Origin of the sequence: Bradyrhizobium sp. SMVTL-02 (assembly GCF_051853005.1) — a bacterium.
Taxonomy (GTDB): domain Bacteria; phylum Pseudomonadota; class Alphaproteobacteria; order Rhizobiales; family Xanthobacteraceae; genus Bradyrhizobium.
Genome location: NZ_CP182469.1, coordinates 4,520,001 through 4,532,367 on the forward strand (window position 1 = coordinate 4,520,001; position 12,367 = coordinate 4,532,367).

The following is a 12,367-nucleotide window of genomic DNA, read 5'->3' on the forward strand; positions in this document are numbered from 1 at the left end:
ATCATTTTGTCAGTACCTTCGATCATTTCCGTCGTTGATGATGATGCCTCCGTTCGCCTTGCGACGAACAACCTCCTGACGTCGCGCGGGTACACGGTCTACACCTTTGGCTCCGCTCAGGAATTTCTCCAATCCGCCGAACTGGAGACGAGCTCCTGCGTGATCGCGGACGTGCAGATGGCGGCCATGAGCGGTGTCGAGCTGTTGACGCATCTGCGCGGCCTCGGCCGCACCACGCCCTTCATCTTCATGACGGCCTTTCCGGACGAGGCCGTGCGCGACCGCGCGCTGAAGGCCGGCGCGATCGGCTTCCTCGCCAAGCCGTTTTCAACACGAGCTCTGATCGAGTGCCTGGAGACGGCACTTTCGGACGCCGGTGACGCCACGATGTGATGCGGTGGCGCGTGCCACCGGTCCTGAGGGCAAGCACTGCGCGCCGCAGCCACAGCGAAGCGCTCAATCGACCTTGATGTTGGCCGCCTTGATGATCGGCCACCACTTTGCAATCTCGGCTTTTTGCCGCACACCGAGCGCCTCCGGCGTGAGCTGGTCCTGCGGCGTCATTTCCAGGCCCTGGCTTTCGAGCTGCTTCTTCACGCCGGGATCGTTCAGCGCCTCCACGGCTGCCGCATTCAGTTTGGTCACGATCGCCTTCGGCGTGCCCTTCGGCACCCACATGCCCGACCACAGCGTCATGTTGAAGCCCTTCAGCCCGGCCTCGTCGCGGTCGGGATATCGGGCGCGGAGGCGAGACGCTTGTTGTCAGTGATGGCGTAGGCGCGGATGGTGCCGGCCCGGACCTGGTTGATGGAGTTGGAGGTCTGGTCGACGATGATATCGATCTGGCCGGCGATCAGATCGTTCAGCGCAGGCGCGGTGCCGCGGTACGGGACGTATTGCAGCTTGATACCGGACACGCTCTCGAAATAGACGCCGGCGATGTGGCTGCCGGAGCCTGCACCTGCCGTGCCGGCGGTGGGCGGCGACGGCCGCGACTTCAGCCATTCGATCAGCTCTTTCAGCGAGGTCGCGGGTATCGCGTTCTTGCTGACCACGATCATCGGGTTGCTCGGCAGCAGCACCACGGGTTCGAGATCGGCGACGAGATCGTAGCTGAGCTTGTAGACGGCGCCGTTAGCGACATGGGTGCCCAGATGGCCGAAGGAGATGGTGTAGCCATCGGGCGGCGATTGCACAGCGCGGCCGACGCCGATCGAGCCGCCCGCGCCGGTGACGTTTTCGATCACCAGCGGCTGGCCCAGTGCGACCCGCATCCGCTCGGCGAGCACACGCGCCATCGCATCCGACGGGCCGCCGGCTGCAAAGGGAACGATGATGGTGATGGGCCGCGAGGGATAGTCATCGGCGCGCGCTGCGCCTGCAATAGCGAGAATACCGATCAGTCCGGCCCAGACAGCCTTCTTCATTGTGTTCTCCCCAGCGATGTCTTTGTTGTTTTGTCTGCACCTCGCCCCGCTCGCGGGGAGAGGTCGAATTGCGAAGCAATTCGGGTGAGGGGGTACAGGCCTCACGAATATCTCATTCGCGCAGAGAGGCCCTCACCCCTGCCCTCTCAAGAACGGGGAGAGGGAGAAGCAGGTCAGAACTGCGCGTAGTCGATCGGCTTGTGGCGATCGAGCGTGCGGGTGACCGGCGGTAGCGGGTATTTCAAGCCGGTCGCGCAGTTGAATAGCATCACGCGATCGGTCTTGCTGACGCGGCCATCGGCAAGGCTGTCCTTGTAGGCGGCGTAGGTCGCAGCACCCTCGGGGCAGAGCAGCAGCCCCTCCTCGCGCGCGACCTCGTTGAGCGCCGCCGAGATCTTGTCGTCATCGACCGCAATCGCAAAGCCCTTGCTCTCGCGCACGGCGCGCAGGATCAGGAAATCGCCGATCGCCTGCGGCACGCGGATGCCGGAGGCGATGGTGTGGGCGTCCTCCCAGCGTGTGGCATGCTCGGTGCCGGCCTCATAAGCGCGTACCATCGGGGCGCAGCCCGAGGCCTGTACCGCGACCATGCGCGGGCGCTTGCTTCCGATGAAGCCGATCTTCTCCAGCTCGTCGAACGCCTTCCACATGCCGATCAGGCCGGTGCCGCCGCCGGTCGGATAGAAGATCACGTCGGGCACGTCCCAGCCGAGCTGCTCGGCGAGCTCGAGGCCCATCGTCTTCTTACCCTCGATGCGGTACGGCTCCTTCAGCGTCGAGGTGTCGAACCAGCCGACCTTGGCCTTGCCCTCGCCGACGATCTTGCCACAATCATCGATATAGCCGTTGACCCGGTAGACGGTCGCGCCTTGGAGCTCGATCTCGCTGACGTTCACCTCAGGCGTGTCCGCGGGGCAGAAGATCGTGGTCTTGATGCCGCAGGAAGTGGCGTAGGCCGCCAGAGCCGCGCCGGCATTGCCGTTGGTCGGCATCGCCATGTGCTTGATGCCGAGCGCCTTGCCCATCGACACCGCCATCACCAGGCCGCGCGCCTTGAACGAGCCGGTCGGCAGGCGCCCCTCGTCCTTGACGATGACCTCGTCGCCCCCGAGCTTCTTGCCGAGCTTCGGCAGCCGGATCAGCGGCGTGGTGACTTCGCCGAGCGAGACGATGTCCTTGCATTTGCGCACCGGCAGCAGCTCGCGGTAGCGCCACATGTCGCCGGGACGTTGCGCCAGCGCGTCCTTAGTCAGCGCCTTCTTCACGCCGGCCAGATCATAACGCACCAAGAGCGGCTTGCCGGCTTTCGAGAGATTGTGGACCTGGTCGGCGGCGTAATGGTCGCCCTCCATCGCGCATTCGAGATGGGTGACGAAGGTCGGGCGCTCGATGCTGAGGTTGTCGTTGTCGTGCATGGGGTGATTTCCTTCTCATTTTGCAAGCAGCTCTCTCTGCTCGTCGTTGCGAGCGCAGCGAAGCAATCCAGAATCTTTCCGCAGAGGCAGTCTGGATTGCTTCGCTTCGCTCGCAATGACGGCGGTGGGCGGCGATGCCAACCATCAAATATTCAACACCCGCCCGTATGCGTCCAGCACGGCTTCCTTCATCATCTCCGACAGCGTCGGATGCGGGAACACCGTGTGCATCAGCTCTTCTTCCGTGGTCTCCAGGTTCATCGCGACGACGTAGCCCTGGATCAGCTCGGTCACCTCCGCGCCGACCATGTGGGCGCCGAGGAGCTGGCCGGTCTTCTTGTCGAAGATCACCTTGACCAGGCCCTGGTCCTCGCCGAGCGCGATCGCCTTGCCGTTGCCGACGAAGGGGAAGCGGCCGACGCGGATCTCGCGGCCGCTCTCCTTGGCCTTGGCTTCCGTCAGGCCGACGGAGGCGACCTGCGGATGGCAATAGGTGCAGCCCGGGATCATGTTCTTGTCCATGGGATGCGGATGCAGGTCCTTGATCGCCTCGACGCAGATCACGCCCTCATGCTCGGCCTTGTGCGCGAGCATCGGGGGACCGGAGACATCGCCGATGGCATAGATGCCGGGAACGTTGGTCTTGCCGTAGCCATCGACCACGATGATGCCGCGATCGGTTTTGACACCGAGCTTTTCGAGTCCCAGATTCTCGATGTTGCCGACGACGCCGACAGCCGAGATCACGCGCTCGAACTCGGTGGCCACGGGCTTGCCCTTGCCGTCATCGATGGTGGCAACGACACTGTCGGCCTTCTTCTCGAGCTTCGTCACCTTGGTCGAGGACATGATCTTGATGCCCTGCTTCTCGAAGCGCTTGCGTGCAAGACCTGCGATCTCGGCGTCCTCGACGGGAAGGATCTGTGGCAGCACCTCGACCACGGTGACGTCGGAGCCCATGGTGTGGAAGAACGAGGCGAACTCGATGCCGATCGCGCCGGAGCCGATCACCAGCAGCGACTTCGGCATCCGGTCCGGCACCATCGCCTCGAAATAGGTCCAGACCAGCTTCTTGTCGGGCTCGAGCCCGGGCAACACGCGCGGCCGTGCGCCGGTCGCGACGATGATGTGCTTGGCCTGGTAGGTCCCCTCGCCCAGCGCGCCCTTCGGGCCCTCGACGTCGGACTTCTTCACGGTGACCTTGCCGGGCGCATCGATCGAGGCCGCGCCCCAGATCACGCTGACCTTGTTCTTCTTCATCAGGAAGCCGACGCCGTCGTTCAGCCGCTTCGAGACGCCGCGCGAGCGCTGCACCACGGCGTTCGGATCGAACGAGACCTTCTCCGCCGACAGGCCGTAATCCTTGGCGTGCTGCATGTAGTGATAGATCTCGGCCGAGCGCAGCAGCGCCTTGGTCGGAATGCAACCCCAATTCAGGCAGATGCCGCCGAGATAGGATTTTTCGACGATCGCGACCTTGAAGCCGAGCTGAGCGGCGCGGATCGCGGTGACATAGCCGCCGGGACCGGAGCCGATGATGATGATGTCGAAGGATGTATCGGCCATGGCGGCTCCCATTCAACTCAAGCGGTCGTTGCGCCGCGGGCGCGGCGTTTGAAGATGTAGGTTCTGATCAGCCATTCGATGAGAATGACCGCCGCCATGATGGCGAAGATGGTGAGCGCGATCGGCTCCCAGATGTTGCGCGACAGCGCCTCGCCGGCAAAGAAGGCAGCCTCAATGATCTCGCGGCCGTGCGGGCTGAGCGCGAGGATCAGCGAGACCAGCATCGAGATCCAGGGCCAGCGCGTCCTCATGCGCCATCTCAGACCATCATCATGACGGGGTTTTCGATCAGCTGCTTGAACGCGCCGATCAGTTCGGCGCCGAGCGCGCCGTCGATGGCGCGGTGATCGCAGGACAAGGTCACGCTCATCATTTGCGCGATCTCGATCTTGCCGCTGCGCACGACGGGACGCTCCTCGCTGGTGCCGACCGCGAGGATCGTGGCATGCGGGGGGTTGATCACCGCGGTGAAGTGGCTGATGCCGTACATGCCGAGATTGGAGACGGCGGTGGTGCCGCCCTGGTATTCCTCGGGCTTGAGCTTGCGCGAGCGGGCTCGCGCGGCAAAATCCTTCATCTCGTTGGAGATGGCCGACAGCGTCTTGGTCTCGGCCTTGCGGATGATGGGCGTGATCAGGCCGCCCGGCATCGCCACGGCAACGCCGACGTCGGAATGGTGGTGCTTGACCATGCCGCTTTCGGTCCAGCTCACGTTGCAGTTCGGGATCTTCTGCAGCGCGACCGCCATCGCCTTGATGACGAAGTCGTTGACCGAGATCTTGTAGAGCGGCTTCTTCTCCTTGTCCTTCGGCGCGGCGGCGTTGATTTCCTCGCGCGCGGCGAGCAGCTTGCCGATGTCGCAGTCGATCGTCAGGTAGAAGTGCGGGACGTTCTGGATCGACGCGGTCAGGCGCTGCGCGATGGTGCGGCGCATGCCGTCATGCGGGACGATGTCGTAGGAGCCGGGCTCGAACAGCGACAGGATCTGCTTGTCCGACATGGTCGGCGCGATCGAGGGCGCGCCTAACGGCGCCGCCGCGGGCGCCTTGAGGCCCTTGCCGGACTTGGCCTGCTCGACGTCACGCGCGACCACCCGGCCATGCGGACCGGTGCCCGTGATCATCGATACATCGATGCCGGCATCCTTGGCCAGGCGGCGCGCCAGCGGCGAGGAGAACACGCGGCCGCCATGGCCGTTGCTTTGCGCGGCCGGCGCTGCGGCCTGTGGCGCAGCGGCGGGCGGTGGCGCGGCCTTTGGCGCGGCCGGCGCAGGCGCGGGAGCCGGCGCGGCGGCAGGAGCCTCCGCAGCCTTCGGCGGCGCGGCCGAAGCGCTGGGCTTGGCGCTGCCTGCGGCCTTCACATCCTCGCCTTCGCCGGCGAGCACCGCGATCACGTCGTTGACCGGCACATCCTGCGTGCCCTCCGGCACCAGGATCTTGGCGATCGTGCCCTCGTCGATGGCCTCGACCTCCATGGTCGCCTTGTCGGTCTCGATCTCGGCGATGACGTCGCCGGATTTGACCTTGTCGCCTTCCTTCTTCAGCCACTTGGCGAGGTTGCCCTTCTCCATCGTCGGCGAGAGAGCGGGCATCAGGATGTTGATGGGCATGCTGACCTCAAGAAGAACTTTGCAAAACGTCGTCTCCGACAGCGGAGACGAACAGACCAGGTTTAGTTGCCGATGTCGCCCTGCCAGAGGCGCTCATTGGCAGGGATGGAACGCCAATTCTTCATCATGGTGATGGAGCGGTCGTCGGCAAGGTCGATCCAGGGGATGCCGAACTTGTCGAGGATGTCCTTGGAGCCCGGGAATGTGACGGACTCCCCGATCACCACCAGCTTGACCTTGAACAGCGCCAGCGCGCCGGCGCACATCGAGCAAGGGGACAGCGTGGTGTACATGACGGTGTCGTGGAACGTGATCGCGCCGGCCTCGCGCAGGCAGCTCATCTCGCCGTGCAGGATGACGTTGTTCTCCTGCACGCGGTTGTTGTGGCCCCGGGCGATGATCTTGTTGTCGCGTGTCAGCACCGCGCCGATCGGCAGGCCGCCCTGCGCGATCGAGGCTTCCGCCTCGCGGATCGCCTCCAGCATGAAATCGAAGTGATAGGATTCGATCGCCACGTCAGTGCCCCTTCCCGCGCGGCGTCGTGGTGCCGGTGTCGGTGGGACGCTCGATCTCGGCCTGGAACATGTCGAGGATCCGGTTCAGCGCGTCCTCCTCGGTATATTCGCTCTCGCGCGCATAGGCGCGCGCGGCGTGGCGGGCGAGATCGACGAGCAGCAGGCCCCACATGTCGGGCTCCTCGAAAGCGCGCTGGAACGCCATCGACAGCCCGCCATCCAGCACGAACACGCGCAAGATCTCGACCGCGTCGTCGCGGGTCATGACGTCGGGCGGCAGTGGCTGCTCCTTGGGGCCCGCCATGGTCTACCTGTAGCAGACGGCTTTGGCGGCCTCGACGACTTCCGCAGCCGAAGGCAGCGCGAGCTTCTCCAGGTTGGCGGCATAGGGCATCGGCACGTCCTTGCCGGAGACGCGCGCGACCGGCGCATCCAGATAGTCGAAGGCATTCTCCATGATCCGCGCGGCGATCTCGGCGCCGACGCCGCTCTGGGCCCAGCCCTCTTCCACCGTGACGGCACGGCCGGTCTTCTTGACGGAATTGACGATGGTCTCGGTGTCCATCGGACGCAGCGTGCGCAGGTCGATCACCTCGGCCTCGATGCCCTCCTTGGCGAGCTCGTCGGCAGCCTTGAGCGCATAGGTCATGCCGTTCGACCACGAGATGATGGTGACGTGGCTGCCGGAGCGCACGATGCGCGCCTTGCCGATCGGAACGATGAAATCGTCGAGCTTCGGCACATCGCCGGTGTGGCCATACAGCACCTCGTTCTCGAGGAAGATCACCGGATTGGGATCGCGGATCGCGGCCTTGAGCAGGCCCTTGTAGTCGGCGGCGGAGAACGGCGCGACGACCTTGAGACCCGGGACGTTCGAGTACCAGGCCGAATAGTCCTGGCTGTGCTGCGCGGCGACGCGCGCAGCGGCGCCGTTCGGACCACGGAACACGATCGAGCAGCCCATCTGGCCGCCGGACATGTAGAGCGTCTTGGCCGCGGAGTTGATGATCTGGTCGATCGCCTGCATGGCGAAGTTGAAGGTCATGAACTCGACGATCGGCTTCAGGCCGGTCATGGCGGCGCCGACGCCGACACCGGCAAAGCCGTGCTCGGTAATCGGGGTGTCGATCACGCGCTTGGCGCCGAATTCCTGGAGCAGGCCCTGGGTCACCTTGTAGGCGCCCTGATATTCGGCGACCTCTTCGCCCATCACGAAGACGTCGGGGTCGCGGCGCATCTCTTCGGCCATGGCGTCGCGCAGCGCTTCGCGGATGGTCTGCCTCACCATCTCGGTGCCGGCGGGCACTTCCGGATCGGGTTCGGCAACGGCCTGCGGCGCGGGCGCGGCTTTCGGTGCAGGCGCTTCGGCCTTTGCTGCGGCAGGCGGCGCGGATTCGGCGGCCTTCGCTGCCGGTGCAGGCGCCTTCGCAAGATCGGCTGCGCTCTCGCCGTCGGCGAGAATGGTCGCGATCGGCGTGTTCACCGCGACATCGGCGGTGCCCTCGGGGATCAGGATCTTGCCGAGCGTGCCCTCGTCGGTCGCCTCGACCTCCATGGTCGCCTTGTCGGTCTCGATCTCGGCGATCACGTCACCCGACTTGATCGTCTCGCCCTCTTTCTTCAGCCACTTGGCGAGGTTGCCCTTTTCCATCGTGGGCGACAACGCGGGCATCAGCACTTGAATTGGCATATCTACTCCAAAAGAAAGCTTGCGCGCGTTCAGCGGTAAACGTCGGTCCAGAGCTCGGCGGCATCCGGCTCGGGATCATGCTGGGCAAAGTCGGCAGACGCATTGACGATGTCGCGCACCTCGGCGTCGATCGCCTTGAGATCGGCCTCGCTGACCTTCGCCGCCAGCAGGCGATTGCGCACCTGCTCGATCGGGTCCTGGTCGTGGCGGACCTTCTCGACCTCCTCGCGCGTGCGATATTTCGCAGGGTCGGACATCGAATGGCCGCGATAACGGTAGGTCTGCATCTCCAGGATGAAGGGACCCTTGCCGGCGCGACACCAGGCCGCCGCCTCCTCGCCCGCCGCCTTGACGGCGCGGACGTCCATGCCGTCGACCTGCTTGCCGGGAATGTTGAAGGACACGCCGCGCTTGGAGAAATCCTGTTGGGCCGAGGCGCGCGAGACGGCGGTGCCCATGGCGTAGCGATTGTTCTCGATGACGTAGATCACCGGCAGCTTCCAGAGCTCCGCCATGTTGAAGCTCTCATAGACTTGGCCCTGGTTGGCCGCGCCGTCACCGAAATAGGTGACGCTGACATTGCCGTTGCCGCGATAGTGGTTGGCGAAGGCCAGACCTGTGCCGAGCGAGACCTGGGCGCCGACGATGCCATGGCCGCCGTAGAAGTGCTTCTCCTTGCTGAACATGTGCATGGAGCCGCCCTTGCCCTTTGAATAGCCGCCGCGGCGGCCCGTGAGCTCGGCCATGACGCCGTTGGCGTCCATGCCGGTGGCTAGCATATGGCCGTGGTCGCGATAGCCGGTGATGACCTGATCGCCCTCTTTCAGGGCCATCTGCATGCCGACCACCACGGCCTCCTGGCCGATATAGAGGTGGCAGAAGCCGCCGATCGCGCCCATGCCGTAGAGCTGGCCGGCCTTTTCCTCGAACCGCCGGATCAGGAGCATCTCGCGGAGCGCCTTGAGCTCCTGCTCTTTGGTGAATTCCGGAGGCGATGCGCCGTCGGTTTTGTCCTGTGCAGCGCCTGCGGCGGCTTTCTTGGGTGCGGCCATGGGAATTCCGGGTCAGAGAAAACTTTCGTCCTCTCTAACCCAAGTCAAACGCCCTTGGAAAGCACCGCGGCGACATCGCACGACTTTCGTTATGCCGCACTGCAACGTGACCGTAATATTGGAAAATCTTTGGCGCCGATCGGGCAACAAATCTCTGCCGGGGACGGCACGCGCAGATCCGCGGCCGCGCCAAGAAACGTTGGGTCAACCAAGTCCCGACTGAACGGGCGACGCCGAAACGGCGCCGCCCCCTCCACCGATCAGATCTTGCCGATCAGAAGAAGCCGAGCTTCTTCGGGCTGTAGCTGACCAGGAGATTCTTGGTCTGCTGGTAGTGATCGAGCATCATCTTGTGGGTCTCTCGACCGACACCCGACTGCTTGTAGCCGCCGAAGGCCGCATGCGCGGGATAGGCATGGTAGCAATTGGTCCAGACCCGGCCGGCCTGGATCGCCCGGCCGAAGCGGTAGCAGCGGTTGGCATCGCGGCTCCAGACGCCGGCCCCGAGGCCATAGAGCGTGTCGTTGGCGATCGCGAGCGCTTCCTCATCGGTCTTGAAGGTCGTGACCGAGACGACCGGGCCGAAGATCTCCTCCTGGAAGATGCGCATTTTGTTGTGGCCCTCGAACACCGTCGGCTGGACGTAGAAGCCCTTGGCCAGGTCGCCGCCGAGCTCGGCCCGACCGCCGCCGGCCAGCACCTTGGCCCCCTCCTGCTTGCCGATGTCGATATAGGAGAGGATCTTTGCGAGCTGCTCGCTCGATGCCTGCGCGCCGATCATGGTGTCGGCCACGCGCGGATCGCCCTGCTTGATCGCGGCGACGCGCTTCAGCGCCCGCTCCATGAAGCGGTCGTAGATGTCGGCGTGGACCAGCGCCCGGCTCGGACAGGTGCAAACCTCTCCCTGGTTCAGCGCGAACATGACGAAGCCTTCGATCGCCTTGTCGAAGAAGTCGTCGTCCTCGGCGGTGACGTCCTTGAAGAAGATGTTCGGCGACTTGCCGCCGAGCTCAAGCGTCACCGGAATCAGGTTCTGGCTGGCATACTGCATGATCAGCCGGCCGGTCGAGGTCTCGCCGGTGAAGGCGATCTTGGCGATGCGCGGGCTCGACGCCAGCGGCTTGCCGGCCTCGAGGCCAAAGCCGTTGACGATGTTGAGCACGCCCGGCGGCAGAAGGTCGGCGACGATCTCGGCCCAGACCATGATCGAGGCCGGGGTCTGCTCGGCGGGCTTGAGGATCACGCAATTGCCGGCGGCGAGCGCCGGAGCGAGCTTCCAGCAGGCCATCAGCAGCGGGAAGTTCCAGGGAATGATCTGGCCGACCACGCCGAGTGGCTCGTGGAAATGATAGGCGACGGTGTCGTGATCGATCTCGCCGATCGAGCCTTCCTGGGCGCGCACCACGCCGGCGAAGTAGCGGAAATGGTCGATCGCGAGCGGCAGGTCGGCCGCGCGAGTCTCGCGGATCGGCTTGCCGTTGTCCCAGGTCTCGGCGACCGCGAGACGCTCGAGATTCTCTTCCATGCGGTCGGCGATCTTGTTCAGGATCGCGGCGCGCTCGGCGACGCTGGTGTGACCCCAGGCGGCCTTCGCCGCATGCGCCGCGTCGAGCGCGGCTTCGACGTCCTGCGCGTCCGACCGCGCGATCCTGCAGACGATCTGGCCGTTCACCGGCGAGGCGTTGTCGAAATACTTGCCGGCGATAGGCGGCACGAATTTGCCGCCGATGAAATTGTCGTAGCGTTCGGCGAAGGGGCTCTGGGTGACGCCGAGGAATTCCACCTTGTTCATTTGCTCACTCCCGATGTTGCTGTTTGCGATCCGTCGTGTGTTCACGACTTGCGCAAACGATGATGCGGGAGGTGATTTCTGTCAGCCCGGGTGGGAGCGATGGCAGCGCGGACCTGTCGCAGTTCTGCGACACGTGCGCGCGAGGCAAGTGCGAGATGGAGAGTTGAGGGCATCCACATCGTCGTTGCGAGCGCAGCGAAGCAACCCAGACTGTCCCCGCGGAGGGATCCTGGATTGGTTCGCTGCGCTCGCAATGACGGTTGAGGGACCAGCAGGGCTCAGTGGTTCAATCCGAACCGCTTGAGCTTCCTGTGAAGCGTGGCGCGGCTGACGCCGAGAGCCTTGGCGGCGGCGGAAACATTGCCGCCCGCGCGGAGCAGCGCCCGCTGCAATACCGCGCTGACCGCGGGCAAGGTGGTCATGCGCGACATCGCCGCCGAGCAGATCGGCCGCAGGTACTGGCCGTAACGGGCTGCCGGGCGCGATCCCAAGTCCAATGCCAAGTCCCACCCGGGCGGAGCGGGTCGCGCCGATCACGAGATCGTCCGCATCGACGGCCACGAGGCCGCCACACTGGCCGTCCGCAGCCGGCGTCAGCACGATACGGGCATGGGCGAAGGCGCGGCGGAACATGTCGGCCTCGATGCGTTTGGCCGCCTCGCCCGCCGCCAGTGCGATCAGGCTGGAGAACGCATCGGTGCGGTCGGCGCGGCAGGAGGAGACGTCGAGCACACCGGCAAAGGCCGCCTCGTGGTCGTAGATCGGAACCGCGGTGCAGCTCAGAAGCGTGTTGCGGGTGAAGAAGTGCTGGTCGCGGTCGATCGTCAGCGGCCGCTGCTCGACGACGCAGGTGCCGATACCGTTGGTGCCCTCGTGCTCCTCGCTCCAGAGCGCGCCGGTCCACAGGCCCCAGGATTGGAACGTTGCATCGTCCGCGGGCGTGCCGCGACGGTCGACCGGCACCCCCTCGCCGTCGGCGAGCAGCACGCAGCAGCCCGAAGCTCCAACCGCCTGATAGAGCCGGTCCATGGCGCCTTGCGCGGCGGCAAGCAGAGGTGCGATGCGCTCGCGCGCCGCGCGAAGTTCCGCCTCCGTCAGCCGCTTCGGCAGGCCGCGGCCCGAGGGGTCGAGATGATGCAATCGGGAAGAGCGGCGCCAGGAGGCCACGAGCGCGGAACGAGCCGCCTGGCCTGATGCGATGGCGGCCTCGACACGGGCCGCGTGATGCTGGGGGGCTTGCCCATTCATCACCGTTTCCTCCGGGTGGCATTCATAAGACGTGCCCGCACGGCCGGATTGAT

General features: G+C 65.0%; 10 protein-coding genes and 2 pseudogenes. 1 reads left to right on the plus strand and 11 read right to left on the minus strand.

All coding sequences use genetic code 11. The annotated features are described in order from the left end of the window. The first annotated feature begins 6 nt into the window (after positions 1–6). Positions 7–393, plus strand: a complete 387-nt coding sequence (locus ACNJYB_RS21355; protein ID WP_439368300.1) for a response regulator transcription factor — start codon at positions 7–9, stop codon at positions 391–393. Positions 394–456: 63 nt separating this feature from the next. On the opposite strand, the pseudogene ACNJYB_RS21360 reads toward ACNJYB_RS21355, so the two are convergent. The 11 genes and pseudogenes from ACNJYB_RS21360 to ACNJYB_RS21410 form a co-directional block, all read right to left on the minus strand. Beyond that, a pseudogene (locus tag ACNJYB_RS21360) lies at positions 457–1,427 on the minus strand (tripartite tricarboxylate transporter substrate binding protein BugD). A 173-nt stretch (positions 1,428–1,600) separates the two neighbouring features. Then, positions 1,601–2,842 carry a threonine synthase gene (locus ACNJYB_RS21365; RefSeq protein ID WP_439368301.1) on the minus strand — a complete coding sequence of 414 codons (1,242 nt, stop codon included), beginning with the start codon at positions 2,840–2,842 and terminating at the stop codon, positions 1,601–1,603. 144 nt (positions 2,843–2,986) lie between these two features. Continuing rightward, positions 2,987–4,408, minus strand: a complete 1,422-nt coding sequence (lpdA, locus tag ACNJYB_RS21370; RefSeq protein ID WP_439368302.1) for a dihydrolipoyl dehydrogenase — start codon at positions 4,406–4,408, stop codon at positions 2,987–2,989. Positions 4,409–4,425: 17 nt separating this feature from the next. Then, complete coding sequence (locus ACNJYB_RS21375) at positions 4,426–4,659, minus strand: hypothetical protein (RefSeq protein WP_439368304.1); 234 nt, start codon at positions 4,657–4,659, stop codon at positions 4,426–4,428. Positions 4,660–4,667: 8 nt separating this feature from the next. Then, a complete protein-coding gene (locus ACNJYB_RS21380) occupies positions 4,668–6,017 on the minus strand; it encodes a pyruvate dehydrogenase complex dihydrolipoamide acetyltransferase (RefSeq protein WP_439368305.1) in 1,350 nt (449 codons plus the stop codon). Between the two features lie 62 nt (positions 6,018–6,079). Beyond that, the gene (locus tag ACNJYB_RS21385) at positions 6,080–6,532 is read right to left on the minus strand and encodes a nucleoside deaminase (protein ID WP_080137508.1); all 453 of its coding nucleotides are present in this window, start codon (positions 6,530–6,532) and stop codon (positions 6,080–6,082) included. Position 6,533: 1 nt separating this feature from the next. Beyond that, entirely contained in the window at positions 6,534–6,836 is a 303-nt protein-coding gene (locus tag ACNJYB_RS21390) for a DUF5076 domain-containing protein (RefSeq protein ID WP_008547332.1), read from the minus strand. 3 nt (positions 6,837–6,839) lie between these two features. Next, positions 6,840–8,222, minus strand: coding sequence for a pyruvate dehydrogenase complex E1 component subunit beta (locus ACNJYB_RS21395; protein WP_439368306.1), 1,383 nt, complete (start codon positions 8,220–8,222; stop codon positions 6,840–6,842). Positions 8,223–8,251: 29 nt separating this feature from the next. Beyond that, the gene (pdhA, locus tag ACNJYB_RS21400) at positions 8,252–9,274 is read right to left on the minus strand and encodes a pyruvate dehydrogenase (acetyl-transferring) E1 component subunit alpha (protein WP_439368307.1); all 1,023 of its coding nucleotides are present in this window, start codon (positions 9,272–9,274) and stop codon (positions 8,252–8,254) included. 274 nt (positions 9,275–9,548) lie between these two features. Next, the gene (gene adh / locus ACNJYB_RS21405) at positions 9,549–11,066 is read right to left on the minus strand and encodes an aldehyde dehydrogenase (protein WP_439368308.1); all 1,518 of its coding nucleotides are present in this window, start codon (positions 11,064–11,066) and stop codon (positions 9,549–9,551) included. 278 nt (positions 11,067–11,344) lie between these two features. Then, positions 11,345–12,314 (minus strand): annotated as a pseudogene (locus tag ACNJYB_RS21410) (GAF domain-containing protein). Positions 12,315–12,367 lie beyond the last annotated feature (53 nt).

Excerpts from the sequence above, each read along its gene's own strand:
- ACNJYB_RS21365 (WP_439368301.1), bottom strand. The coding sequence starts at position 2,842 with ATGCACGACAACGACAACCTCAGCATCGAGCGCCCGACCTTCGTCACC.
- lpdA (WP_439368302.1), bottom strand. The coding sequence starts at position 4,408 with ATGGCCGATACATCCTTCGACATCATCATCATCGGCTCCGGTCCCGGC.
- ACNJYB_RS21375 (WP_439368304.1), bottom strand. The coding sequence starts at position 4,659 with ATGAGGACGCGCTGGCCCTGGATCTCGATGCTGGTCTCGCTGATCCTC.
- ACNJYB_RS21380 (WP_439368305.1), bottom strand. The coding sequence starts at position 6,017 with ATGCCCATCAACATCCTGATGCCCGCTCTCTCGCCGACGATGGAGAAG.
- ACNJYB_RS21390 (WP_008547332.1), bottom strand. The coding sequence starts at position 6,836 with ATGGCGGGCCCCAAGGAGCAGCCACTGCCGCCCGACGTCATGACCCGC.
- ACNJYB_RS21395 (WP_439368306.1), bottom strand. The coding sequence starts at position 8,222 with ATGCCAATTCAAGTGCTGATGCCCGCGTTGTCGCCCACGATGGAAAAG.
- pdhA (WP_439368307.1), bottom strand. The coding sequence starts at position 9,274 with ATGGCCGCACCCAAGAAAGCCGCCGCAGGCGCTGCACAGGACAAAACC.
- adh (WP_439368308.1), bottom strand. The coding sequence starts at position 11,066 with ATGAACAAGGTGGAATTCCTCGGCGTCACCCAGAGCCCCTTCGCCGAA.